This is a genomic window from Nonomuraea jabiensis (assembly GCF_014204795.1).
GTDB lineage: Bacteria > Actinomycetota > Actinomycetes > Streptosporangiales > Streptosporangiaceae > Nonomuraea > Nonomuraea jabiensis.
This window is the reverse complement of the sequence record NZ_JACHMB010000001.1, coordinates 11276922-11301924: the sequence shown is the minus strand read 5'-3', so window position 1 is coordinate 11301924 and position 25003 is coordinate 11276922. Positions and strand designations below refer to the sequence as shown.

The window sequence follows — 25003 nt, the reverse complement described above, 5'->3', positions numbered from 1 at the left end:
TTGCCAAGGGTTAGGACCGGATGGAAAAAAGAACGTAACCCGTCCGGAAACCACCGGACGGGTCGGTCTGGCTCTCGGCGGCTACGCGCCGTACGGGGTGGGACGCCAGGACGCCCAGTCGATGCGCACCCGGTCGCGCCGCTGCGGGTCCACCTTGACCGGCACCACCGCGCCGGGCACGACCATGCCCATGGGCAGGCGCGGCAGCGACTGCCGGTGCGTGACCCGGTGCACCTGCCCGTCCCGCGTCCGCACGCCCAGGACGAAGCTGACGAGCGGCTGCCCGTTGATCGTCACGCCGGTGTCGGCCATCGACTCGATCACCGCCTGCGCGGCGATGCCGGTGGCCAGGAGCTGCCGGCCGTTCCAGGAGGCGATCAGGAACGGCAGTCCGACGCACGCCAGGACCAGCATCGTCGCCCCCGTGATCGCCATCGACATCCACAGACCCGTGCCCATCGCTCTCCCCGCTCTCTTCGCGCCCGCCGCAGGCGTGTTCCCCGCTGTTGTACGCGGGGCGGATTGCACGCGGCTTGAGCGCCGATTACACAGCGCCGATTACAGGGGGGCCGATTACAGGGGGGCCGATTACAGGGGGGCCGATTGAGTAGCCCGTACTCAGGCGTTCGTCGCGCCGCCGGGGCTGTACTGGGTGTCCAGCGGAAAACCGGAGGCGACGATGCACGACCACGCCCAGCCCGAGACGTTCGACGTCCATGGAATGCTGCTCTTCGGCGACGACCCGCTCTACTTCTCGCACCTGCCGATGTTCCACGTCCCGGCGCACCGCTTCCAGGCGCTCATGGAGGTCGACTTCCGCGACGACGTCCGCGAGGCGGTACGCAAGGTCGACGACCTGCGCACGTTCGTGCCGGACCCGTTCGACATCCTGGAGCTCGACCCCGACGCCGGTCCGGTGCGGGCCTCGCTGCGGGGCACCGTCTTCCGGGGACACTTCGAGCGCGGCGGCACCCCGATCGCCGAGGACGTCACGGCGCGCGTCAAGCGCGTCTTCCTCTTCCGGCGGCTCGACCCGGCGGCCCGTCACGACGACGAGGCACCGCTGCGCTACCTGTGCTTCGGCCGGGCGGGCGGGCTGCACCTCGCGCACGAGATCACCGCCCGCCCCGACTTCGACCAGGTCCTCACCGTCCGCCTCGTCCCGGGGACCGTGCGCCACGAGCCCGGCGTCACCGGCGAGCCGCCGGCGGACTTCGAGCGTCCGGTGCCGGTGACGTTCGGCCGGGCGGACACGCCCCGGCGGCGGCTCGTGGCGGGCGACACGGCGGAGGGGGCCTTCGACCTGGGCGTCTCCCGTACCGGGGAGCACGGTTTCCACGCCCGGGTGGAGGTGGCCGGCGAGATCTACATGGAGACGGGGGACCTCAGCATGTGACGAGCCCGTCGAACCGCTCCTCCTGGCTGACGTGCGCAAACGCATGATCTTCCGTTGGCAGGCCCGCCCCGGCAGTAGATTGTGCCGGGTGAGACGCGTATCCGTGGTGGGGAACTCCGGGTCGGGGAAGTCGACGCTGGCGGCCGCGCTGGCCGGGCGGCTGGGGGTGCCGTGGCTGGAGCTCGACTCCGTCTTCCACATGGCGGGGTGGACGCCGCGCCCGCCGGAGGAGTTCAGGGCCGAGGTCGAGGCGTTCACGGCGGGCGACGGGTGGGTGGTCGACGGCAACTACTCCGCCGTGCGCGACCTGGTGTGGTCGCGGGCCGACACCGTGGTCTGGATCGACCTGCCCAGGCCGGCGGTCATGCGCCAGCTCCTGGTCAGGACGCTGCGCCGGATGGCCACCGGCGCCGAGCTGTGGAACGGCAACAGGGAATCCTTCCGCTTCCTCCTCGACAAGGACGAGTCGATCATCCGGTTCGCCTGGAAGCAGCACGCCGTTTACCGCGAGCACTACCGGCGGGCCGCCGCCGATCCCGCCAACGCGCACCTCGACTTCGTCCGCGTGGCGTCCCGGGCGGACTTCGAGCGGCTTGCATGCGCTGACAAAAATTGAAATCTGTCAGCGCGATGGGCATACTGGTCATATGAGAACTCTGGGAACCGACGGACCTGTCGTGTCCGACCTCGGGCTGGGCTGCATGGGAATGTCCGACTTGTACGGGCCGGCCGACACGTCCGAGTCCATCGCCACCATCCACGCCGCCCTCGACGCCGGCATCACGCTGCTCGACACCGGCGACTTCTACGGCATGGGTCATAACGAGCTGCTCATCCGCCAGGCGCTCGACGGCCGCTCGCGCGACGACGTGCGGATCAGCGTGAAGTTCGGGGCGCAGCGCGACTACGACGGCAACTGGCTCGGCTTCGACGGCCGGCCCGCGGCCGTCAAGACCTCGCTCGCCTACACCCTGCGCCGCCTCGGCACCGACCACGTGGACGTCTACCGCATCGCGCGGGTCGACCCGGCCGTGCCGATCGAGGAGACCGTCGGCGCCATCGCCGAGGAGGTCGCCAAGGGGCACGTGCGGCACGTCGGGCTGTCCGAGGCCGGGGCCGAGACCATCCGGCGGGCCCACGCCGTCCACCCGATCGCCGACGTGCAGCTCGAATACTCGCTGCTGTCCAGGGGGATCGAGCGGGACATCCTGCCGGCCTGCCGCGAGCTGGGCGTCAGCGTGACCGCGTACGGGGTGCTGTCCAGGGGGCTGCTCAGCGGCCACTGGTCCAAGGACCGCGAGGTGACCGCCGGCGACTTCCGCGCCGCCAGCCCGCGCTTCTCCGGCGACAATCTGGCGCACAACCTCGCGCTGGTGGAGGCGCTGCGGGGCCTCGCCGAGGCCAAGGGGGCCACGGTCGCGCAGCTGGCCATCGCCTGGGTGCTGGCCCAGGGCGAGGAGATCGTCCCGCTCGTCGGGGCGCGGCGGCGCGAGCGGCTGGCCGAGGCCCTGGGCGCCCTGGACGTCAGCCTGAGCGCCGAGGACCTGGCGGCCATCGAGGCGGTCGTCCCCGAGGGCGCCGCCGCCGGCTCCCGGTACGCCGAGGCGCAGATGTCCATGCTGGACAGCGAACGCTGACCGTCCGGTGCGGAAGGAAGGTCTCGATCGCGGGTCTTGTGGTGATGTGACGGCGCTAGGGTTGCGCGCGTGCATATCGACGAATGGTTGCAGGCGATCCCGGCCGGCTGGCTCTACGCCATGGTCGCGCTGGTGATCGGCTTCGAGAGCCTCGGCATCCCGCTGCCCGGCGAGATCGTCCTGGTCAGCGCCTCGATCCTGGCCTCCAAGGGCGTGGTGCACCCCTTCTGGGTCGGCGCGTGCGCGAGCGCCGGGGCGATCCTGGGGGACTCCGTGGGCTACGCGATCGGGCGCAGGGGCGGCGCGCCCCTGTTCGAGCGGCTCGGGCGGCGCTTCCCGAAGCACTTCGGGCCCCGGCACGTCGCCAAGGCCGAAGGGTATTTCCAGCGGTTCGGGGTGTGGGCGGTCTTCGTCGGGCGCTTCATCGCGCTGCTGCGCATCCTGGCCGGGCCGCTGGCGGGGGCGCTGCGGATGCCGTACTGGAAGTTCGCCGTCGCCAACGTGCTCGGCGGGATCGTGTGGGCGGGCGGCACCACCACGGTGATCTTCTATCTCGGGCTCGTCGCCGAGAAGTGGCTGAAGGGCTTCTCGTGGGTGGGGCTCGCGGTGGCGGTGGTGTTCGGGATCTGCACCACGCTCTACCTGAAGCGGCGGGCCGCCTCAGCGCTCGATGAGGGTGACCTCGAGGGAGTAGTGCGAGGCCCGGTAGACGTGTGAGCCGTGCTCGACGGCCCGGCCCTGGTCGTCGTACGTGGTGCGGACCATGGTCAGCAGCGGCGCGCCGCGGCGCTCGGCCAGCAGCCGGGCCTCGGCCTGGGTGGCGGCCCGCGCGCCGATCCGCTGGTTGGCCACCCGCATCCGCACGCCCGCAGCGCGCAGCAGCTCGTACAGGCCGCGGCTCTCCAGCCCGGCGGCGGTGAGCTGGGCCAGGCCGATCGGCAGCCAGTTGTGCAGGACCGCCAGCGGCTCCCCGGCCGCGAACCTCAGGCGCTCGAGATAGAGGACCTCCGTGCCCGCCGCCACGCCCAGGATGCCGGCGACCTCCTCCTCGGCCGGGCGCGGCTCCAGCGCCAGCACCTGCGTGGCCGGCTCCTGGCCCGCCCTGCGCAGGTCGTCGTAGAGGCTGGTCAGCTCCACCGAGCGCTTGACCTGCCCGTGGACGACCTGGGTGCCGACGCCGCGCTTGCGCACCAGCAGGCCCTTGTCCACGAGATACTGGATGGCCTGGCGGATCGTGGGCCGCGACAGGCCCAGCTTGTCGGCCAGCAGGATCTCGTTGTCCAGCCGGGAGCCGGGCGCCAGGTCCCCTCGCCGGATGGCCTCGGCGATCTGCTCGGCCACCTGGAAGTAGAGCGGCACGGGACTGGATCGGTCCAGGTCGATGGCGAGATTCGCGGTCATGCTGATCAGCTTAACGCAGGTCAGAATGTCCTGACAAACAACCGAAGAGGGCGAAATGGGCATAGTGGGGCATGAAGCCTTTTTCCCCTGCTTTGGGAGTGAAGATGGACGTGACGTACCTGCTGGACATCGCCACCGAGGCGGCCAGAGCCGCCGGGCCCCGGCTGCGCAAGGCCTTCAGGTCCCGCCCCGAGGTGTCCACCAAACGCGACTTCCACGACCCGGTGACCGAGCACGACCGGGCCGCCGAGGAGACCATCCGCGCGGTCATCTCCGCCCGCGTGCCCGAGAGCATGATCGTCGGTGAGGAGGGCGGCACGTCCGGCTCCGGCGACCTCGTCTGGTACATCGACCCCATCGACGGCACCGCCAACTTCGCCGCCGGGCTGCCGTTCTTCTGCGTGTCGATCGCCGTGGCCGCGCGCGGGGAGCTGGTCGCCGGCGTGGTGTACGACCCCGTGCGCGAGGACGAGTTCAGCGCCTCCACCGAGGGCGCCTGGTGCAACGGCACGCCGTTGAGGAGCGCCGGAGCCACGAGAGACCGGGAGGCGATGCTGCTGTCGAGCTATCCGACGCCCGCGGACCTGGAGGCGGACGGCGAGGAGGCGTTGCGCCGCTACGGCCGGTTCCTGGAGTCCTTCTCGGCGGTGCGCAGGCCGGGCAGCGCCGCGCTCAAGCTCGCGCACGTCGCCGCCGGCTGGTCGGACGCCGCGTACGGCACCCGCGCCCACCCCTGGGACGTGGCGGCGGGGGCGCTGCTGGTGCGCCAGGCGGGCGGCGTCTACCTCGGCGACCCACTGGTGCAGGGGTCCTACCTGGCGCACGTGGGCGGCTTCGACCTGGACGGCTCGGTGCTGGCCGAGCTCGCGCCGCGGTGACCCCGCAGGCAGGCGGGCCGCGGTGACGCCGAAGCAGCCGCGGTGACGCCGCAGCGGCCGCGGTGACTCCGCAGGCGAGGCGGCCGCGGTGACGCCGCAGGCGAGGCGGCCGCGGTGACGCCGCTAGCCCCGTTTTCCGCATGTGAGCGATCTTCAGCGGAGGTCTCGTGGATCGATGTCGAGGAGGTCCAGGAGATGGAGTTGAAGATCGGTGGGTTGCGGGATGGTCGGGGGTGACTGCCCGATGCCCGGGATCAGCCGGATGCCAGTCAGCGCGTCCAGGACGAGCTTGCCGGTGGGAACGGCGGGCCTGCCGGCGTACAACCCGTCGACCTTGGTCGCTCCGCGGGCGGCCAGTGCGAGGCGGACTTGGCGTTCGATCAGGCAGAAGATGAGCAGAGCCAGGCAGATGACGGTGATCAGCGCGTTGATGCGGCGGTTGTTCTTGAGGTACAGGTTGGTGACGGCCAGCGGGCCTTTGAACGCCTGGTAGCGGCGCTCGACGGCTTCCTGGCCTTTGTAGTGGCGCAGCACTTGTTCGGTATCGGCCTGACGTGGGTCGAGGTTGGTCAGCAAGGCGTACCAGCCGTCGGTGGCGGCTTCAGCGTCCAGGGCGTGGGCGTCGAAGTGCCAGGCGAGGGTGGGCTTGCCGGTGAGCCGGTCGGTGCCGGTCTCAGCGGTCAGGTAGGCGCTCACCCGGCGGGCGCGGCCGATCGCGGTGATCCGGTCGGTGACCGCCTGCTCGTCGGGATAGTGGCGGCTGCCCAGGCCGCGTTCCAGCCGGACCAGATCCTCACCGGCCCGCGCCAGCTTCTTGGCCCGGGCGCTGGCGGCCGCCTGAGCACGGGCCGAGGAATGCACGAAGATCCGCCGCAGCCTCAGCACCGGGTCGTTCTTGCGCGGCCCGGCCAGCGTCATGGTGTCTTCGCGCACGTGCCAGACGCCGCGCCGGTCGGCGCTCTTGCCGGCGTCGCGGGCGGCGATGTAATCCACCGGCCGGGCCGTGGCCAGATCGAGGCCGGCCAGCGTCTGGGCGCTGACGAACATCTTGGAGGCGGGGGCGATGAAACCCACCTCATCGGCGATCATCGCGGCCAGGTTGGCGTAAGAGATCAGCTTGGAATCGCCGACCATGAGGACCTGCTGCGGGCCGGCCAGCCGTTGCAGGGCCTGCATAGCGCCGATGACCTGGGCCACTTCCCCTGCGGCGCCGTCGTAGGCACGGTGAAAGACCGGGATCGCGCCGTCGGAGCTGACGGCGATCCCGCTTTGGATCTGCTTCAGATCCGGCCGCCGGTCCTTGGGATGACCGAACCTGGGTCGTGCGAAGCCGGACTCGGCATCGTCGTAGTCGCCGTGCAGCGAGATCGAGGTCATGTCCCAGTGCAAGCGGGTCACGTCGATACCGAACGCCTCGATCGCGGCCAGCCCGACCGATCCGACGAGCTGATCCAGATGCGGGGCGATGGCATCCAGAGCACGCCCGATCCGGTCATCGTTCAGCAACTCGGGCTCGACGCCGAACGCCTCACCCACCGCCCACTGCCTGGCCCATGCCTGGACGTGCACCAGCGGAGCGGGCGAGGTCAGCCGGTTGGCCACCAGCACCTCGATCACCTGGCCATGAGTCAGCTCTGCGGTATCGCGTACGGGGCAGGCCGCATCCACCAGCTCCCGGATCCGCAGCCGGGAGCAGAACCCTGCCACCACCGGTAACGCTCCCAGTATCTTCTCGACACTGGCCCGACCCCACTCCGCACGCTGTCTCACCAGCCAGGTCATACCGCGACAACGATCACCACAGCAACCCAGCGATCTTCAAACAACCTCACATGCGGAAAACGGGGCTAGCGGAGCAGTCGCGGGAGCTCGGTCAGTGAGGTGATGCGCGGGAAGCCGGCGGGGGGCGGCTCGACCCCGAGCCGGTCGAGCCAGACCGAGCGCATCCCGGTCGCCGCCGGCCCCGTCACGTCCTTGTCGACGTCGTCGCCCACCAGCAGCACCTGCTCCGGGGCCAGCCCCAGCGCCGCGGCGGCGCCGGTGTAGGAGGCGGGCGACGGCTTGAAGTGGCCGCCCAGCACCTCGCCCGTCAGCACCGGCCCGACCAGGTCGGCCAGCCCGATCGCGCGGACCTTCGCCTCCTGCATCCGCTGCGCCCCGTTCGTCAGCACCCCGAGCGCGAACCCGCCCAGCTCCGCCACCGCCTGCGCCGCGTCCGGGTAGGCGGTCCAGCCCTGCCGGTAGCGTTCGCCGAAGTCGGCGTAGGCCGAGTCGAGGTCGCCGGGCACCGGCACGGCCAGCTCCCGGCAGAGCGAGGTCAGGCGGTGGTGCCGCTGCTCCTGATGGGTGCACTCGCCCGCGTGCCACATCGCCAGGTAGCGCCCCTCCAGGACCGCCCAGAGCGCGGCCACCTCCTCCAGGCGCGGGTGGCCGGGGAAGCGCGCCGTCATCCAGGCCGTGATCGCGGCGTCGGCGGCGCTGCGGTGGTCGAGCAGGGTGCCGTCCAGGTCGAACAGGACACCTTTGACGCCCGGCATGGGTCTCGCGGTCACGGCGTGGCTCCGGCTCAGCTGGTGGGTGCGCTCACGAGAGGGCCGCGGCGGCGATGCGGGCGGCCGTCTCCCGTGGAGGGTATCCGAGGGTGAGGCCGCGGACCGACAGCGCCGCCCGGGCGAAGCGGGCCTCGCCGTTCTCGCTGAGGATGTAGCGCAGCGCGGGGGAGTGGCCGCCGTGCGCCTCCAGCGCCGCCACCTCCGGCTCGGCCAGCTCGGGCGGCAGCGCGCCGCGGTAGTCGGCGATCAGCGCGTCCAGGTCGAACAGCTGCGCGTAACGCTCGGCCGTGCCCGCCACGACCCTGATCAGCCCGCCGGCCGGCTCCGCGTGGTAGACCAGGCCGGTGCCGCCGCTCTTGGCGAACCAGCGCAGCGCCTCGGCCGCCGGCAGCGTGAACGCCCCGTACGGCTTGCGCCCGTACAGCAGGGCGTCGGCGATCCACCGGTCGCACCACAGCTCGTCGTGGTACGGCGAGGGGGAGTCCGGGTCGACGGCCAGCCCCTGGGCCAGCACCGGGTTCCAGGCCGAGACCAGCGGGCTGCTGAAGCGCGGCATGCGCGGCCCGCTCCAGTGGCTGAGCGCGTAGCCGTACCAGACGGTGACGACCTCGACCTGCCGGTCGGGAAGGGACCGCTCGTAGGTGCCGTTCATGATCTGGCCGCCGTCGGGATGCCGCCAGGGGCCCGGGAGGACGCCTGCGCCGGTGGGGACCGGAGGGGTCCGGTAGTCGGGATGCAGTGTCCACGCGTCCGCCACAGTCCCTGCCCCCTCGGGTGCCAGACCACCTGAGTGGCCATCGTGCAACAGCCGTAATCGAGTTGCAATAGAGCAGGGCCGAACGCTGATTTTTGTCATCGGCGACCGTGACGTACGTATTCGGTCAGTGCTGTTGCCGGTAATCACCGGCCCGGCGCACGTGGTCGATCATGATGCGTTCCGCGGTCTCGGCGTCGCCGGTCGCCAGCGCGTTCAGGATGCCCTCGTGGGCTTCGAGCTGGGCCCGCACCTGGGCCTCGTCCAGCCAGAGCGACGCCTCGGCGGGCACCGGGAAGCTGTTGCGCACCGACCTGGCGTGCGCGGCCAGGAAGGCCGGGCCGCCGATGTCCACGATGCGCAGGTGGAACCGCCTGCTCTGCTCGCCGAGCCGGTCGTGCCTGCCGTGCGCGGCGTCCTCGGCCATCGAGGCGTGCAGCTCGCGCAGCCCGGCCAGTTCCTCCGGGGTGATCCGGCCCGCCGCCAGGCGCGCGCCCAGGCCCTCGACCACCGCGCGCAGGCCGTAGTACTCGGCCAGGGCCTCGTCGCCCAGGTCCACGACGGTCGCGCCGTGATGCGCCTCGTAGCTGATCAGCCGGTCCTTCTCCAGCCTGCGCAGCGCCTCGCGCACGGGGGTGACCGACACGCCCAGCCGGCGGGCCACCTCCCCGGCCCGCAGCGCCGTGCCGCCCGGGATCCGCGCGGTGCGGATCTCGTCGAGCAGCACGCTGTAGACGTACTCGGCCTTGCTCATCGGCGGCCGCGGGTCCGTAGGCGACATGTCCAAGAGTGTCCTGTCTGGTTGACCTATGACATATTTCTTATAAGTTACATACCTATGACGAGCCTCGCCGACCTGCGGGTCATCGACGCGGCGACCCTGTTCGCCGGTCCCTCCGCCGCGATGATGCTGGGCGACTTCGGCGCCGACGTGATCAAGATAGAGCACCCCCGGCGCGGCGATCCGTCGCGCGGGCACGGCGCTTCCGTGGACGGCGTGGGGCTGTGGTGGAAGACGCTCGCGCGCAACAAGCGCACCGCGGCCGTGGACCTGTCGCGGACCGAGGGCCAGGAGATCCTGCGCCGCCTGGCCGAGCGGTCCGACGTACTGATCGAGAACTTCCGCCCCGGCACCCTGGAACGCTGGAACCTCGCCCCCGAAGACCTGCTCGAGCTCAACCCGCGGCTGATCGTGGCGCGGATGACCGGGTTCGGGCAGTTCGGGCCGATGGCCAAGCAGCCGGGGTTCGGGACGCTGGCCGAGGCCATGAGCGGGTTCGCGGCCATGACCGGCCAGCCCGACGGGCCGCCCACGCTGCCGCCGCTGGCCCTGGCCGACGGCATCGCGGGCCTGGCCATGTCGTACGCGATCATGGTGGCCCTGCGCGCCAGGGAGCGGAGCGGGCGGGGACAGGTCATCGACCTGGCGATCATCGAGCCGATCCTGGGCATCCTGGGGCCGCAGATGACCGCGTACAAGGCGCTGGGCGTCGTGCCGCGCCGCACCGGCAACCGGTCCAGCAGCAACGCGCCGCGCAACACGTACCGGACCCGTGACGGGCGGTGGCTGGCCATCTCCACCAGCGCCCAGCCCGTCGCCGAGCGGGTGGTCACCCTGGTGGGGCGGCCCGACCTGGTGGAGCAGCCGTGGTTCGCCAGCGGCAGCGGGCGCGTGCAGCACGTGGACGAGCTGGACGAGGCCGTCGCGTCGTGGATCGCCGAGCGGGACGCCGACGAGGTCATCGCCCGCTTCGAGGAGGCGCAGGCCGCGGTCGCGCCGATCTACGACGTCTCCGACATCGCCGAGGACCCGCAGTACGCGGCCCTGGAGACGTTCGTGGAGGTGCCGGACGAGGAGCTCGGCTCGGTCACCCTGCAGAACGTCCTGTTCCGCCTGTCGGACACGCCCGGCGAGATCCGCTGGCCGGGACGGCGGCTCGGGCGCGACACCGACGAGGTGCTCGCGGAGCTCGACTACACCGGCGAGGCGATCGCCGCCCTGCGCGAAGAGGGCGTGATCGCGTGAACGTCACCTGGCTGTACGTGCCCGGCGACCGGCCCGAGCGCTTCGACAAGGCCGCCGCCTCCGGGGCGGACGTCGTCATCATCGACCTCGAGGACGCGGTCGTACCCGCCCGCAAGGACGAGGCCCGCGCCAACGCCGTCGCCTACCTGCGCGCCCGCCGGGACGCCGAGGGGCAGGCGCGGGTGCACGTGCGCGTCAACGACCTGGCCACCGGGCGCGGGCTGGCCGACCTCGAGGCCGTCGGGGAGCTCGCCGACGCCGTTCGGCTGCCCAAGGTGGAGTCCGCGGCCGTGCTCGACGCGGTCAGCGGCGCTCCGGCGTACGCGCTGCTGGAGTCGGCGGCCGGGATCGTCGCGGCGCGCGAGATCGCGGCGCACCCGAAGGTCGCCGGCGTCGCGCTCGGCGAGCAGGACCTGGCCGCCGAGCTGGCCATCACCGACGAGCGGGCCATGGACCACCTGCGGCTCCAGGTGGTGCTGGCCGCGGCGGCGGCCGGCCTGCCGCCGGTGCCCATGGCCGTCTACCCGAACGTCAAGGACGAGGCCGGCCTGCTGGCCTCCTGCCTGGCGGGCCGGGGGCTCGGCATGTTCGGCAGGACCGCCATCCACCCCCGCCAGATCCCCGTGATCAGGCGGGCGTTCCGCCCCTCGGCGGAGGAGGCGGCCCGGGCGGCGGAGATCGTCGAGGCGGCCGAGCGGGCCGAGCGCGCGGGCCTCGGCGCGGTCGCGCTGCCCGACGGTCGCTTCGTGGACGCCCCCATCGTCGCCCGGGCCCGCCGCACCGTGGCGCTGGCGAGCCGCCTGGCCGAGCCGGAGGGTTAGGACGGGTACCAGCGCACCGACAGCTCCTCGTCCACGGGGGGAGGGCCCGGCAGCTCCCGGTGCGCCGGCGGCATCCGCAGCGAGTCCATCACGAGCGCCAGGTAGCGGTGGCGCAGCTGCGCGGTGCGCTCCTCGTCGCCGAGCTTGATCGAGGCCAGCTGCTCGAACAGCAGCGCGATGTCCGCCGTGGTCACGTCCGGCCGCAGCACGCCGGCCTCCACCGCGCGGCGGTGCGCCTCGGTGGCCAGGGACGACGCCTGGATCGCGTCGCGGCCCAGCTCCTCGGTCGGCGTGAACGTGCCCGCCAGCTTGATCGTCAGGGAGTTGGTGTCGGCGTCCACGATGCCGCGCATGTAGGTGGCGAACGCCTCCCACGGGTCGCCTTCCTGGGCCAGCGACCGCTCGGTGATCTCGATGTAGAGCTTGAGCCCGTCGCCGCACAGCTTCTGCAGCAGCGCCTCCTTGCTGGGGTAGCGGCGGTAGAGCGCGCTGATCCCGACGCCCGCCTTCTCGGCCACGGCCGCGATGGGGGCGCCGGGGTCGGCGGTGAAGACCGCCCGGGCCGCCTGCAGGATCAACTCGTCGTTGCGGGCGGCCTGCGCTTTGCGGCCGCTCATGGGTGCGCTCGTCATACCCTTCAGTATATCGGAACGTAAGGTTCCGTTCTACTGTGAACAAGTCCGTATGTCTATACATAGAAATGATATTGAGGTACAACCAGGGCGAGCCCGTTGGTCTTGGAGGTGTCCTATGAGACGTACCCCGATCGTGCTGGCCCTGCTGGGCGCGCTCGCCGTCACCGGCTGCTCCTCCTCCGGAGGGCAGAGCGCGCAGAGCGCTCCCGCCGCCGGCTCCGCCGCCGCCCCGGCCGGCGCGAGTGCCAGCTTCGCCGTCATCACCCACGGAGGCGCCGGCGACTCCTTCTGGGACGTGGTCAAGAACGGCGCCGAGGCCGCGGGCAAGCAGTACGGAGTGAAGGTCACCTACCAGGGCGACGGCGACCCCGCCAAGCAGTCGCAGCTCATCGACCAGGCCGTCTCGGAGAAGGTGGACGGCATCGTGGTCTCCATGGCCAACCCCGACGCGCTCAAGGAGGCCATCGGCAAGGCCGTCGCGGCGAAGATCCCGGTGGTCACCATCAACTCGGGCGCCGACTCCTCCAAGGCGTTCGGCGCCATCACGCACGTCGGGCAGTCGGAGGACGTGGCCGGGCGCGGCGCGGGCGAGCAGCTCAAGGCCGCCGGCGTCACCAAGCTGCTGTGCGTCATCCACGAGGCCGGCAACGTCGGCCTCGACCAGCGCTGCAAGGGCGCCGAGCAGACGCTGGGCGGCACGGTCGAGCGGCTGCAGGTCGACGTGAGCAACCTGGCCGACGTCACCTCCAAGGTCACCGCCAAGCTCCAGTCGGACAAGCAGGTCAACGGCGTGCTCGCGCTCAACCCGGCCGTCGCGATCGCCGCCAGGGACGCCATCAAGGACTCGGGCTCGCAGGCCAAGCTGGCCACGTTCGACCTGTCGGGCGACGTGGTGAGCGCGATCAAGGACGGGGAGATCCTGTTCGCCGTGGACCAGCAGCAGTACCTGCAGGGCTACCTGCCGATCACGTTCCTCAACCTGTACAAGAACAACCTCAACACCGTCGGCGGCGGCCTGCCCGTCAACACCGGGCCGGGCTTCGTGACCAAGGACAACGCCGAGCAGGTGGCCAAGCTGGCCGAGGCGGGCACGCGATGACCCTGGCGGCCGATGAGCGGGTCGCCGACGTCGGCCTGGCCCGCCGGCTGCTGATCCGGCCCGAGCTGGGCGCGGTGGTCGGGCTGGTCGTGGTGTTCGTGTTCTTCGCCTCCCAGTCGCCGGTGTTCCGGTCCCTGGACGGCGTCGCGAACTGGCTCGACCCGGCCGCCACGCTCGGCATCATGGCCGTGGCGGTCGCGCTGCTCATGATCGGCGGCGAGTTCGACCTGTCGGCCGGCGTGCTGACCGGCACGAGCGGGCTGATCCTGGTCACGCTGGCCACCCGCTACGGGTTCAGCGTCTGGCTGGCGATGCTCGTCGGGCTGGTCGTGGCGCTGGCCATCGGGTTCGCCAACGGCCTGGTCGTCACCAGGACCAGGCTGCCCAGCTTCATCGTCACGCTGGGCACGTTCCTCATGCTGCAGGGCGTCAACCTCGGCGTCACCAAGGCCATCACCGGGACGGTGCAGGTCAGCGGCCTGCGCCGGGCCTCCGGCTTCGAGGCCGCGAACGCGATCCTCGCCGGGACGATCCAGATCGGCGGGACCTCGTTCCGGGTGGCGATCCTGTGGTGGCTCCTGGTGACCGCCGTGGCCACCTGGGTGCTCATGCGCTCCAAGGCCGGAAACTGGATCTTCGCGGTGGGCGGCAACGAGCAGGCCGCCCGCGCGGTCGGCGTGGCCGCCGCCCGTACGAAGATCGCCCTGTTCATGACGACGGCGTTCGCCGCCTGGCTGGTCGGCTCGATCCTCGCGCTGCGCTACACCTCCGTACAGGCCAACATCGGCATCGGGCAGGAGTTCATCTACATCATCGCCGCCGTCATCGGCGGCTGCCTGCTCACCGGCGGGTACGGCTCCGCGATCGGGGCCGCCATCGGCGCGGTCATCTTCGGCATGGCCGACAAGGGCATCGTGTTCCTGGGCTGGAACGCCGACTGGTTCAAGTTCTTCCTGGGCGCGATGCTGCTGCTGGCGACGCTGGCCAACCGCCTGGTCAGGCGGTACGCCGAGGAGGTGAAGCATTGATTCTGGAGACGATTCTGGAGACCAGGGGCATCGGCAAGACGTTCGGGTCGGTGCTGGCGCTGCGCGAGGTGTCGATGGGCGTACGGGCCGGCGAGGTGACCTGCGTGCTCGGCGACAACGGCGCCGGCAAGTCCACGCTCATCAAGATCCTCGCCGGAGTCCACCAGCACGACGTCGGCACGCTGCTGGTGGACGGCCAGGAGGTGCGCTTCGCCAGCCCCCGCGACGCGCTCGACCGCGGCATCGCGACCGTCTACCAGGACCTGGCGATGATCCCGCTCATGTCGGTCTGGCGGAACTTCTTCCTCGGCTCGGAGCCGAAGAAGGGCCTGGCCTTCGACGTGGCCAAGGCCAGGAAGGTCGCCCGCGAGGAGCTGCGGGCCATGGGCATCGACATCCGCGACGTGGACCAGCCGGTCGGCACGCTGTCCGGCGGCGAGCGGCAGTCGGTGGCCATCGCCAGGGCCGTCTACTTCGGCGCCCGCGTCCTGATCCTCGACGAGCCCACCTCCGCGCTGGGGGTCAAGCAGGCCGGGGTGGTGCTGCGGTACATCGCCCGGGCCCGCGACCGGGGGCTCGGCGTGGTCTTCATCACCCACAACCCCCACCACGCCTACCCGGTGGGCGACCGGTTCCTGCTGCTCAACCGGGGCGCCAGCCTGGGCGAGTACGGCAAGGCCGACATCACCACGCAGGAGCTGACCGCGCTCATGGCGGGCGGGGCGGAGCTGGAGGAGCTGGCGCACGAGCTCCAGAGGGAGTGACCCGTTTTGGGGGGAATTTGACGGTTTTGGGCGGTGGTCTGGAGGTGCGAATAGGCACAAATCCCTCGGCGTGACATTCACCGGGGGGTCATCGTGACCACAATGATCAAGCGGGTCGTCCTGGAGCCGGCGGCGCAGGAGTTCGCCGACGCCACCGCCCGGCGCCCGTTCATCTACGAGCTGCCGCCCGAGGAGGGTCGCGAGGCGCTGGAGCGGCTCCAGTCGGACCCGAACGTGCCCAGGCCGGAGATCGACGAGGAGTGGATCCAGGTCCAGGGCGGCCCCACCGGCCTGGTGCCGGTCCGGATCGTCAAGCCCAAGGGCGCCACGGGGACCCTGTCGGTCATCTTCTACATCCACGGCGCGGGCTGGGTGTTCGGCTCCGCCCACACCCACGACCGGCTGGTGCGGGAGCTGTCCGCGCGCTGCGGCGCCGCCGTCGTCTTCCCGGAGTACGACCGCGCTCCCGAGGCGAAGTACCCCACGCAGATCCAGCAGAACTACGTCGCGGCCCGCTGGGTGTCGGAGCACGGCAAGGAGAAGGACCTGGACCCTACCCGGATGGCCGTCTGCGGCGACTCGGTCGGCGGCAACATGGCGACCGTGCTGGCCATGATGGCCAGAAAACTCAATTTCGTGCAGCTGCGCGGCCAGTGCCTGCTCTACCCGGTCACGGACGCGAGCTTCGACACCGAGTCCTACCGGCAGTTCGCCTCCGGCTACTACCTCAACCGCGACGGCATGAAGTGGTTCTGGGACCAGTACACCCCCGAGCCCTCCCAGCGGGCCGAGAGTCACGCCTCGCCGCTGCGGGCCAGGTCGGAGGAGCTGCGCGGCATGCCTCCCACGCTGATCATCACGGGCGAGGCGGACGTGCTGCGCGACGAGGGCGAGCTGTACGCGGCGCGGCTGCGCGAGCTGGGCAACGACGTGACGGCGGTGCGGATGGCCGGCATCGTGCACGACTTCCTCATGCTCGACAAGCTGCGCGACACGAACGCCTGCAAAGCGGCCATGACACTGGCCACGAGCGTGCTGCGGCGGTGGATCGAGTCTTGATCTACGCGCCCGCGGCGGTTCCCCCGGGGCCCTTATTACGCCGCCCGCCCGTGACGCAGGGCGGGCCGCACAGATCGTGCGGCCCGCCAGTGCGGCGTGCACAGGGCCGCCGGACGAGGGCGGCTTTATGGTGCGGCCATATTCCGCGCCCCCCTCCGAGGAGCTTCCATGACCGCCGTCGACTCCCGAACGATCCCCATCGGCGCGGCATTCGATCGGATGCCGTTCACCCGCAGGCACGTGCTCGTCGCGCTCGCGCTGTTCATCGCGTTCGTCATCGAGTCGTGGGAGCAGCTCGCCCTCGTCTACGTCTCCGGCGACCTCGGCACCGCCTTCGGGATCGACGAGGCGGGGGTCGGCGTCGTGCTGTCGGCGGTCGCCTTCGGCATGATCCCCGGCGTGCTGGTGTGGGGGCCGGTGGCCGACCGGGCCGGGCGCAAGCCGGTGGCGTTCTGGTCGCTGCTGGCGTACGGGGCGATCGCGCTCGCCTCGGCGTTCGCGCCGAACATGGCGGTGCTCGTGGCGCTGCGGGTGGCCTCCGGGCTCGCACTGGCCGGCGTCTACACGATCACCTTCCCCTACTTCCTGGAGCTGCTGCCGACCCGCTCGCGCGGGCGTGCGGCGGTCTACCTGTCGATCGGGTGGCCGATCGGCATGCTGGCCGCGATCGGGGCGTCGACGACGCTGGGCGGCCTGGGCTGGCACGTCGTGGTGATCGCCAGCGCGGCGGCGGGGCTGTGGGCGTTCGCGATCCGGGCGTGGGTGCCGGAGTCGCCGTACTGGCTGGCCGCCCGGGGCCGCCAGGAGGAGGCACGCGCGGTGCTGCGCACGCTGAGCAGCCCGGACGCCGACGCCAGTTTCACGGTGGCGAGCGAGCGGGTGGGACGGCCGCTCGACCTGTTCCGTGGCGGGCTCTCCCGGATCACCGTGGTCATGCTGCTGCTGAACTTCGTCTTCAACTGGGGCTACTGGGGCCTGCAGACGTGGCTGCCGACGCTGCTGCAGCAGAAGGGGCTGACGCTGTCGGCCTCGCTCGGCTTCGCGGCGCTGAGCGCGCTGATGATGATCCCCGGGTACGTGAGCGCCTCGCTGCTGACCGGCCGGTTCGGGCGCAAGAAGGTGTTCCTCGTCTACGTCGTGGCGGCGGTGCTGGGCGGGCTCTGGTTCGCCACCGCCTCCTCGACCACCGGCCTGTACCTGGGCAACTTCGTGCTGTCGTTCTTCAGCCTCGGCGCCTGGGGCGTCTGGAACACCTGGAACGGCGAGTTCTACCCGACCGCCCTGCGCGGCACCGGCTACTCGTGGGCCACGGCCGCGCAGCTCGTGGCCACCACGGTGGCGCCGTCGGCGGTGGGGGCGCTGCTGGCCCACGCCACCGGGTTCACCGCTACCATGCTGATCATCAACGCGTTCATGGTGGCCACGGCGCTGCTGGCCGTGCCGCTGCCGGAGACCGAAGGACGCGAGCTGGAGTGATCCTCGGCGTCGCCCTGGTACGGCCCTCGCCGGTGCTGGTGGCCGTCAGGGACGGCGCGCCCGAGTGGCCGGTGAGCCGCGTCGCCGCCCGCGCGGCGGCGCGCGCCTGCGTGGCCGTGGACCTGGGCGACGTGCCCACCGCCGCGGTGGCGGCCATCCGGGTGGGCGGGCCGTGCCCCGAGGCGCTGCGCCCGCGCGTCGGCTCCGGGACGGCCACGATCGTGCGCGGCGGCCACAGCCTCACCGGGCGCGTGCTGGCGCCGCTGGACACCGAGGCGGTCCGGCGCTTCGCCGCCACGTGCGGGCTGAGCGACTTCGCGGTGACCGCGACCGGTTCGCCCATGCTGGCCGACCACGAGCTGGCCGTGGCGGCGATCATCGCGGCCGAGGTGCCGCAGGCGCGGATCACGCTGTCGTACGAGTTCGGCCATCCGGGGCTGCGCGAGCGCGAGGAGGCCACGATCCGCAACGCGGCGCTCGGCCCCGAGGCGGGGCGGATCGCCGACGAGGCGGCCCGGGAGCTGCCGGGGGTGCCGGTGTTCTTCGCCAGATCGGGCGGCGGGCTGGTGTCGGCCCACTACTTCCGGCGCTACCCGCTGGCCTGCGACCTGGGCGGGACGGCGAGCCTGGCACGCGGGCGGGTGGCGCTCCCCGGCGTGCCCGGCGAGGTGGCCGCGGCGTACGGGGCGGCGATCGGGCGGCCGGAGGCGCAGGTGGAGCGGATCGTGCAGGCGCGGGGCCGGGCGGAGCTGGACCGGGTGCTCCAGGACGCCAGGGACGAGGCGCTCACCCGCGTGGTCAGCGCGGGCGCCCTGCCCGGGTCGGCCAGGATCGCGGAGACGACCGTGAACCCGCTGTCGTACCTGCCGGACGGGCTCTACCGGGTGCGCGTGACGGCCGAGGGGGCGATGCCGTGAACCGGCGCGCAGGCGAGGCCGTGGTGATCGACGAGGGCGGGCTCGCGCGGCTGTCGGCCGGGGCCAGGATGTTCGCGACCGGAGCGGCGGAGTCGGCGCACACCCTCACCCTCGACTGGGCGGGCTCGCTGATCGGGCCGGGCGTCGAACTGGTGACGGCCGAGGAGCCGGCGCCGGACACGTTGTGCGTCGCGGTCAGCCTGGTCGGGTCCACGACCGCGCTGGGGGAGCAGCTGCCGAGGGGCGACGAGCCCGCCCGCGCCGTGCGGGCGCTCGAACGCAGGCTGGGGGAGCGGGCCGGGGCCGTGGTCGCGCTCAACCTGGCCGCCGAGAACGCCCTCGTCCCGCTCATCGCGGCGGCCCAGCTGGGGGTGCCGCTGGTGGACGGGGACGGCACGGGCCGGGTGTTCCCGCTGCTGGAGCAGACGACGTACGCGCTGGGCGGGATGAGCCCGGCACCCGTGGCGCTGGCGGGCGGATCGGGCGAGCTGGTGCTGCTGGAGACGGCCGGCGACCGGGTCGAGGAGCTGATGCGCCCCGTCGTGCTGTCGGTCGGCGGGTGGGCGGTGGCGGCCTGCTACCCGATGGCGGCCGGCGACCTGGCACGGGTGCTCGTGCCCGGGACGGTGAGCCTGCTGCTGCGGGCGGGCGAGCCCGGCGCGCCCCGCTCGACCGCGGCGCCCTTCGGCGTGCGGAACCTGTGCAGGGGGCGGATCCTGGCGGTGGAGGGCAGCACGGGGCACGGCGCCGACCTGTCGCTGCCGTCGCTGCCGTCGAGCATCGTGGTGCAGGAGACGGAGGGGCTGCGCCGGCTGGTACGGCTGGAGGCCCACAACGAGATCGTGCTCGCCCTGGCCGACGGGGCGGCGGTGGCGATGACGCCGGACCAGATCTGCATGATCTCCACGGCCGACGGGATGGTCGTGGACGTCGACCAGGCGGTGCCCGGCCTGGAGGTGGACGTCATGGTCGTCAAGGCGGCCCCGGTGTGGCACACGGATCGGGGGCAGCGGTTGGGCGGGCTGCACGCGTTCGGGATCCCGCTGTGACGGGGCCGCGGGCGGGGTGGGAGGCGCCGGTCACGGTGGCCGAGCTGGTCAACGCCGGGCCGCTGGCCGGGGCCAGGATGTACGGCTCGGGCGAGAACCCCGTGCACCAGGTGCGGATCGTGGACGAGCTGTCGGTGTTCGGGACCGTGGCGCCGCACACGGCGGTGGTCCTGATCGGGACGGCGGCCAGCGGCGGGTGGGCCGTCGAGATGGCCACCCGCCGGGCGTGGGAGCAGGCGGCGGCGTGCGTGATCGCGCCGGCGGGCGGGCTGAGCGAGGGATCCGGCGAGGTGCTGGCGGAACGGCTCGGCGTCACCCTCATCTTCGTGGACGAGGATCCGCTGATCGTCGCGGTCCGGGTCGCCTCGGCCGCCGCCCGCCCGGAGGCGGCCCGCACCCAGCTCGTGGCCCGCTGCGCCACGCGCCTGGCCGAGGCCGGGCCCTCGGCCCGTCGCGTGCTGGGCGTCCTGAACGCCGAGCTTCCCGGCACCTCGGTGACCCTCCTCGACCGGTACGGCCGCCACCTGGCCGGAGCCCGGGCCGTTGACCGGCCGGGTGCCGCTCGGCTGAGCACGGAGGCCGAGGGGACGGGCGGCCGCGGGCGGGCGGAGCCCTCTGGGGACGACGGCACGCCGCCTGACGTGGGGGCCCGGTCCGGCGTAAGTGCGCGGTCCGACGCGGGCCTGCGGTGGGACGTGAGCGCCCGGCCCGAGGGGAGTGCCCGGTCCGAAGGGGGTGCCCGGGGCGGTGGTGGGGTGGGGGCGCGGTGGTCGGCCGAGGTGGAGGTGCCCGATCTGGACGGCGGCCTGCTGGGCACGCTCGTGGCCGGCGGGTCGTCCCGATCGCCCGGATGGCCGGCGGCCGTCCGTACCGTGCTGAGGCTGGCGGTGGCCCCGCTGACCGCCTGGGCCGCGCAGGAGCGGCTGCGCTCCTCCCGCGACTTCGCTCTGAGGCGCGCCCTCGCCGAACGCCTGCTCGCCGACGCCCAGCAGGAGCCGGGAGAGCCAGGGGAGCCGGGGGAGTCCGGGGAGCCGGAGGAGCGCGGGGCGCGGGCGGAGGCGATCGCGCTGGGCTGGCCCGTCGAGGGCGCGCTGACCGCCTACCAGGTCCGGCCGACGGCGGAGGCGGGCGACGCCGCGCTGGCCGGGACGCTCATCGCCGCGGCCGTGGGCCAGGTGCCCGTGCTGCCGCGCGGCGAGGGCTGGGCGGGATGGTCGGCGCTGGACCCCGGCGAGCTGGCCGAACGCCTCCACCGTTGCCTCCGCACGATGCCCTGGCCGTGCGCCGCCGGGGTGGGCGCGCGGGTGGAGGGCCTGCGGTCAGTGGGGGAGTCGCTGCTGGGAGCCGAAGCGGCGGCGTTCGTGGCGGGATCGGGGACGGTGGCGCGAGCGGATCGCATGGGCCCGGCCGAGCTGCTGGGCGCGCTGCCCACCGGCGTCCTGCGCACCCCGGCCACCGTCGTGCTGCGACCGCTGCTGGCGGTCGACAAGGACGGCACGCTGCTGGAGACGCTGGCCGCGGTGCTGGACGAGGGTGGTGCGCTGAAGGCGGCCGAACGGCTGGGCGTACACCGCAACACGATCACGACCCGCCTGGAGCGCATCAAGTCCGCGGGCTTCGACCTGGACGACGCCGCCACCCGCCTGGCCCTGCAACTCGCCTGCCACGTCCTCCTCCGCTGAGCCCACCCGCGACCCTTCCCACGGCCCGCCCGCCGTGCTCCGCCGCCGCAGGAGTGCCGTAGCCGACCCGGCCGAAGTACGGTGGCGCGGGGGCGGCCGGGCGGAATGCACCGAAAGGGGCCCTGCCCTGTGCGGCTCGCACATGCGGGCGGTGCCCCCGCCAGCGTACGGTGCAGCGCATGAGCTATCGCGTCGCCATGGACATCGGCGGCACCTTCACCGACGTCGTCTGCTACGACGAACGCAGCGGGACGGTCACCGCCTCGAAGGCGCCCACCACTCCGGGAGACCTGGCCGAGGGGGTGTTCGCCGCGCTGGGCCGGGTCGTCGACGATCCGGCCGGGATCTCGTTCTTCGTGCACGGCACCACCCAGGGGCTCAACGCGCTGCTGGAGCGCAAGGGCGCCCGGGTGCTGCTGCTGGCTGGCCAGGGCGGCAGGGACGTCTACCAGATCGCCAGGGGCAACCGCGACCGCATGTTCGACCTGCGCTACCGCAAGCCCGCGCCGCTGGTCCCGCGCCAGGACGTCATGGAGGTCGGCGGCCGGCTGGACTACCTGGGGCGCGAGCTCGTGCCGCTCGACGAGGAGTCTGTGCGGGCGGCGGGGCGGCGGGCGCGGGAGGAGGGGTTCGACGCGGTGGCGGTGTGCCTGCTGTTCTCCTACGCGAACCCGGCGCACGAGCTGCGGGCCGGCGAGCTCCTGCGCGAGGAGCTGGGCGACGACGTGCTGGTCGTGCTCTCCCACGAGGTGGCGCGGGAGTGGCGCGAGTACGAGCGGACCTCGTCGGCGGTGCTGGAGGCGTACACCGGGCCCGTGGTGCGCCGCTACCTGGCCAGGATCGAGCGGCGCTTCGCCGAGCGGGGGCTGGCGGTGCCGGTGCACGTGATGCAGTCGTCGGGTGGGCTGGTGAACGCCTCGTACGCGATGCGCAGGCCGTTGCAGACGCTGCTGTCCGGACCGGTGGGCGGCACGATGGGCGGCGTCGCGGCGGCCCGGCTCATGGGCAGGGAGAACGCGATCTGCATCGACATGGGCGGGACGTCGTTCGACGTGTCGCTCGTGGTCAACGGGCGGCCGGACGTCAGCGCCGAGGCCCGCATCGAGGGCTACCCGGTGCTCATGCCCATCGTGAACCTGCACACGATCGGCGCGGGCGGCGGCTCGATCGCGTACGCCGAGGCGGGCGCGCTGCGGGTCGGGCCCGAGTCGGCCGGGGCCGTGCCCGGGCCGGCCTGCTACGGCAGGGGCGGCGCCCGGGCCACGGTCACCGACGCGAACGTGGTGCTCGGCCGGGTGGACCCGGCCTGGTTCGCGGGCGGGCTGATGACGCTGGACGTGGAGGCGGCGGGCACGGCGGTGGTCACGCTGGCCGACGAGCTGGACATGGATCCGCTGCTGCTGGCCGAGGGGATCTGCGACGTGGCCAACGCCAAGATGGCGCAGGCGATCCGGACGCTGACCGTGGAGCACGGGATCGAGCCGCGCGAGTTCGCGCTGGTGGCGTTCGGGGGCGCGGGGCCGATGCACGCCGTGTTCATCGCGCGTGAGCTGGGGATCTCCGAGGTGGTGGTGCCGCGCTTCCCCGGCGCGTTCTCGGCGTGGGGGATGCTGGAGGCCGACGTACGCCGGGATCTGACGCATCCGTACTTCCGGTCGCAGGACACGCTCGACGGCCCCGACATGTCCCGAAATTTCGGGACATTGGAGGAAGAAGTCCTGGCGGCGCTCTCCGCCCAGGGCGTGCCCGAGGAGCGGCGCCGCGTCGAGCACGCCGTGGACATGCGCTACGAGGGCCAGGACTACACGCTGACCATCCCGCTGCGCGACGCGGCCGAGCCCGCCGAGCCCGGCTTCCTCGAGACGATCGCGGCCCGCTACGCCGGCGCGCACACCGGCCGCTACGGGCACGCCACCCCGGAGGCGCCCGTGGAGTTCGTCATGCTGCGCAGCACCGGGCTCGGCTCGTTCCCGCGCACCGCCGCCGCCACGCAGGAGGCACCCGAGGAGCGGGCGGCGTACGTACGGGATGTGATCTTCGACGGGGCCGTGCACAGCACCCCGGTGCTGCGGCGCTCCAGCCTCGACGGCGAGCTGGCCGGGCCCGCGATCGTGGTCGAGGAGACCGCGACGACGGTCATCCCGCCCGGCTGCGTGGCCACCGTGGACCCCAACGGCTTTCTCATCGTGAAGGTGAACCTTTGATCGACCCTGTCACCACGGAGATCATCCGCTGCGCGCTGCTGCAGGCGGCCGAGGACATGAACACCACCCTCATCCGCAGCTCCTACACCCCCGTCATCTACGAGGCCAAGGACTGCGCGGTCGCGCTGCTCGACCGCGACCACAACGTCCTGGGCCAGTCGTCCGGGCTGCCGATCTTCCTGGGAAACCTGGAGGTGTGCACCCGCGAGACCGAGCGCCTGTACGGGCGGGAGGTCTGGCAGGAGGGCGACGTGTGGGTGCTCAACGACTCCTACATCGGCGGCACCCACCTCAACGACGTCACGGTCTACGGGCCGATCTTCGTGGAGGGGGAGCTGGCCGGGTTCGCGGCGTCGCGGGCGCACTGGCTGGACGTCGGCTCCAAGGACCCGGGCGGCTCCATGGACTCCACGTCGATCTTCCAGGAGGGCCTGCGGATGGGCCCGGTCAAGGTGTACGCGGGCGGCGCCCCCTGCCGCGACCTGCACGAGGTGATCGCCCGCAACGTACGCTTCCCGCACGCCACGCTCGGCGACCTGCGCGCCCAGGTGAGCTGCGCCATGACGGGCCAGCGGCGGCTGAAGGAGATCGTGTCCCGGTGGGGCCTGGAGACGGTGCTGGCCGCCCGCGACGAGATCTTCGCCCAGACCGAGCGCATGGAACGCGCGGCCATCGCGGCCATCCCCGACGGCGTCTACGAGGCCGCCGGCTTCCTCGACAACGACGGCATCGACCTCGGCACCCCGCTGCCGGTCAACGTCACGGTCGCGGTGTCGGGCGAGTCGATGCACGTCGACCTGACCGACTGCGCCGAGCAGGCGCTCGGCCCGGTCAACTGCGGCGCGGCCCAGGCCGTGGCCGCCGTCCGCGTCGGCTACAAGCTGCTGGTCTCGGGCGACGTGCCGCTGAACGGCGGCTCGTTCCGCCCGCTGTCGGTCGAGACCCGGCCCGGCTCCATGCTGGCCGCCGAGTCGCCCGCCGCCTGCCAGTACTACTACTCGCACCTGGGGCTGCTCATCGACCTGGTGGTCAAGGCGCTGGCGCCGGTGCTGCCGGACAAGGCGGCCGCGGCCTCGTACGGGGACTCGATGATCGTGCAGTTCACCGGCACGGACCCGCGTACCGGCAAGCTGTACGTCTCCCAGGAGGCCACGGTCGGCGGCTGGGGCGCCTGGGACGGCGGCGACGGCGAGACCTGCCTGATCAACAACGTCAACGGCGCGCTGCGGGACATGCCCATCGAGGTGCTGGAGACGCTGTTCCCGGTCCGGGTGCGCCGCTACGAGATCCGCCCCGACACCGGCGGGGCCGGTCAGTGGCGGGGCGGGAACGGGGTGGTGCGCGAGTACGAGTTCTGCGGGGACACCTCGCTGTCGCTCTGGTTCGAGCGCTCGGTCACCCCAGCCTGGGGCCTGGCGGGCGGCGAACCGGGCGCGCCGCCCCGCGTCACCCTCAACCCGGGCACCCCGGACGCCCGCGAGATGCTCAAGGTGAACGCGCTGCCGGTCACGGCGGGGGACGTGCTGCGCTGCGAGTCGGGCGGTGGCGGCGGTTACGGCCCCGCCGCCCGCCGCTCCCACGTGGCCACCGCCGCCGACCTGGCGCAGGGCCTGATCACCCGCTGA

24 protein-coding genes are annotated in these 25003 nt (G+C 72.5%); 17 read left to right on the top strand and 7 right to left on the bottom strand.

Annotated features, from left to right (window positions below):
* Positions 1-81: 81 nt before the first annotated feature.
* The gene (locus HD596_RS51670) at positions 82-459 is read right to left on the bottom strand and encodes a DUF3592 domain-containing protein (protein WP_185076795.1); all 378 of its coding nucleotides are present in this window, start codon (positions 457-459) and stop codon (positions 82-84) included.
* 220 nt (positions 460-679) lie between these two features.
* Here HD596_RS51670 and HD596_RS51665 point away from each other — a divergent pair, with 220 nt between their 5' ends.
* The 4 genes from HD596_RS51665 to HD596_RS51650 all read left to right on the top strand — a co-directional run bounded on the left by HD596_RS51665 (position 680) and on the right by HD596_RS51650 (position 3750).
* Positions 680-1396: a hypothetical protein gene (locus tag HD596_RS51665; RefSeq protein WP_185076794.1), complete on the top strand. Its 717-nt coding sequence runs from the start codon at positions 680-682 to the stop codon at positions 1394-1396.
* Positions 1397-1484: 88 nt separating this feature from the next.
* Positions 1485-2012, top strand: coding sequence for a P-loop NTPase family protein (locus tag HD596_RS51660; RefSeq protein WP_221519995.1), 528 nt, complete (start codon positions 1485-1487; stop codon positions 2010-2012).
* A gap of 31 nt (positions 2013-2043) precedes the next feature.
* Positions 2044-3033, top strand: a complete 990-nt coding sequence (locus HD596_RS51655; protein WP_185076793.1) for an aldo/keto reductase — start codon at positions 2044-2046, stop codon at positions 3031-3033.
* 69 nt (positions 3034-3102) lie between these two features.
* A complete protein-coding gene (locus HD596_RS51650) occupies positions 3103-3750 on the top strand; it encodes a DedA family protein (RefSeq protein WP_185076792.1) in 648 nt (215 codons plus the stop codon).
* Here the strand turns inward: HD596_RS51650 and HD596_RS51645 are convergent.
* Positions 3694-4434 (bottom strand): GntR family transcriptional regulator, encoded by a 741-nt coding sequence (locus tag HD596_RS51645; RefSeq protein ID WP_185076791.1) that lies wholly within the window; start codon positions 4432-4434, stop codon positions 3694-3696. The genes HD596_RS51650 and HD596_RS51645 overlap by 57 nt on opposite strands.
* Before the next feature lie 104 nt (positions 4435-4538).
* On the opposite strand from HD596_RS51645, the gene HD596_RS51640 reads away from it, so the two are divergent.
* Positions 4539-5312 carry an inositol monophosphatase family protein gene (locus HD596_RS51640; RefSeq protein WP_185076790.1) on the top strand — a complete coding sequence of 258 codons (774 nt, stop codon included), beginning with the start codon at positions 4539-4541 and terminating at the stop codon, positions 5310-5312.
* Between the two features lie 153 nt (positions 5313-5465).
* Here HD596_RS51640 and HD596_RS63165 read toward each other — a convergent pair whose 3' ends face one another.
* From HD596_RS63165 to HD596_RS51620, 4 genes are all read right to left on the bottom strand, one after another.
* Positions 5466-7094, bottom strand: coding sequence for an IS1634 family transposase (locus HD596_RS63165; protein ID WP_185074260.1), 1629 nt, complete (start codon positions 7092-7094; stop codon positions 5466-5468).
* A 65-nt stretch (positions 7095-7159) separates the two neighbouring features.
* Positions 7160-7864: an HAD family hydrolase gene (locus HD596_RS51630; RefSeq protein WP_185076789.1), complete on the bottom strand. Its 705-nt coding sequence runs from the start codon at positions 7862-7864 to the stop codon at positions 7160-7162.
* 31 nt (positions 7865-7895) lie between these two features.
* Entirely contained in the window at positions 7896-8621 is a 726-nt protein-coding gene (locus HD596_RS51625; RefSeq protein WP_185076788.1) for a hypothetical protein, read from the bottom strand.
* Between the two features lie 124 nt (positions 8622-8745).
* Entirely contained in the window at positions 8746-9399 is a 654-nt protein-coding gene (locus tag HD596_RS51620) for a GntR family transcriptional regulator (RefSeq protein WP_246555449.1), read from the bottom strand.
* Positions 9400-9456: 57 nt separating this feature from the next.
* Between HD596_RS51620 and HD596_RS51615 the strand changes: the two genes are divergently transcribed.
* Both HD596_RS51615 and HD596_RS51610 read left to right on the top strand, forming a co-directional pair.
* Positions 9457-10644 carry a CaiB/BaiF CoA transferase family protein gene (locus HD596_RS51615; protein WP_185076787.1) on the top strand — a complete coding sequence of 396 codons (1188 nt, stop codon included), beginning with the start codon at positions 9457-9459 and terminating at the stop codon, positions 10642-10644.
* Positions 10641-11465 (top strand): HpcH/HpaI aldolase/citrate lyase family protein, encoded by an 825-nt coding sequence (locus tag HD596_RS51610; protein ID WP_185076786.1) that lies wholly within the window; start codon positions 10641-10643, stop codon positions 11463-11465. The genes HD596_RS51615 and HD596_RS51610 overlap by 4 nt, the downstream gene beginning before the upstream one ends.
* On the opposite strand, the gene HD596_RS51605 is transcribed toward HD596_RS51610, so the two are convergent.
* Positions 11462-12097 (bottom strand): TetR/AcrR family transcriptional regulator, encoded by a 636-nt coding sequence (locus HD596_RS51605; RefSeq protein ID WP_246555448.1) that lies wholly within the window; start codon positions 12095-12097, stop codon positions 11462-11464. The two genes, HD596_RS51610 and HD596_RS51605, sit on opposite strands and share 4 nt — an antisense overlap.
* A gap of 118 nt (positions 12098-12215) precedes the next feature.
* Here HD596_RS51605 and HD596_RS51600 point away from each other — a divergent pair, with 118 nt between their 5' ends.
* The 10 genes from HD596_RS51600 to HD596_RS51555 all read left to right on the top strand — a co-directional run bounded on the left by HD596_RS51600 (position 12216) and on the right by HD596_RS51555 (position 25003).
* Positions 12216-13199 (top strand): sugar ABC transporter substrate-binding protein, encoded by a 984-nt coding sequence (locus HD596_RS51600; RefSeq protein ID WP_185076785.1) that lies wholly within the window; start codon positions 12216-12218, stop codon positions 13197-13199.
* Positions 13196-14227 carry an ABC transporter permease gene (locus HD596_RS51595; protein WP_185076784.1) on the top strand — a complete coding sequence of 344 codons (1032 nt, stop codon included), beginning with the start codon at positions 13196-13198 and terminating at the stop codon, positions 14225-14227. Before HD596_RS51600 ends, HD596_RS51595 begins: the two co-directional genes overlap by 4 nt.
* A 2-nt stretch (positions 14228-14229) precedes the next feature.
* On the top strand, positions 14230-14991 hold the full coding sequence (locus tag HD596_RS51590; protein ID WP_185079247.1) for an ATP-binding cassette domain-containing protein: 762 nt from the start codon (positions 14230-14232) through the stop codon (positions 14989-14991).
* Between the two features lie 102 nt (positions 14992-15093).
* Positions 15094-16050, top strand: a complete 957-nt coding sequence (locus HD596_RS51585) for an alpha/beta hydrolase (RefSeq protein WP_185079246.1) — start codon at positions 15094-15096, stop codon at positions 16048-16050.
* A gap of 168 nt (positions 16051-16218) precedes the next feature.
* Positions 16219-17526 (top strand): MFS transporter, encoded by a 1308-nt coding sequence (locus tag HD596_RS51580; RefSeq protein ID WP_185076783.1) that lies wholly within the window; start codon positions 16219-16221, stop codon positions 17524-17526.
* Positions 17523-18443 carry a hypothetical protein gene (locus HD596_RS51575; RefSeq protein ID WP_185076782.1) on the top strand — a complete coding sequence of 307 codons (921 nt, stop codon included), beginning with the start codon at positions 17523-17525 and terminating at the stop codon, positions 18441-18443. The genes HD596_RS51580 and HD596_RS51575 overlap by 4 nt, the downstream gene beginning before the upstream one ends.
* Complete coding sequence (locus HD596_RS51570; protein WP_185076781.1) at positions 18440-19492, top strand: DUF917 domain-containing protein; 1053 nt, start codon at positions 18440-18442, stop codon at positions 19490-19492. The genes HD596_RS51575 and HD596_RS51570 overlap by 4 nt, the downstream gene beginning before the upstream one ends.
* Positions 19489-21174: a PucR family transcriptional regulator gene (locus tag HD596_RS65360; protein WP_185076780.1), complete on the top strand. Its 1686-nt coding sequence runs from the start codon at positions 19489-19491 to the stop codon at positions 21172-21174. The genes HD596_RS51570 and HD596_RS65360 overlap by 4 nt, the downstream gene beginning before the upstream one ends.
* Before the next feature lie 179 nt (positions 21175-21353).
* Positions 21354-23378 (top strand): hydantoinase/oxoprolinase family protein, encoded by a 2025-nt coding sequence (locus tag HD596_RS51560; protein ID WP_185076779.1) that lies wholly within the window; start codon positions 21354-21356, stop codon positions 23376-23378.
* Positions 23375-25003, top strand: a complete 1629-nt coding sequence (locus HD596_RS51555; RefSeq protein WP_185076778.1) for a hydantoinase B/oxoprolinase family protein — start codon at positions 23375-23377, stop codon at positions 25001-25003. The genes HD596_RS51560 and HD596_RS51555 overlap by 4 nt, the downstream gene beginning before the upstream one ends.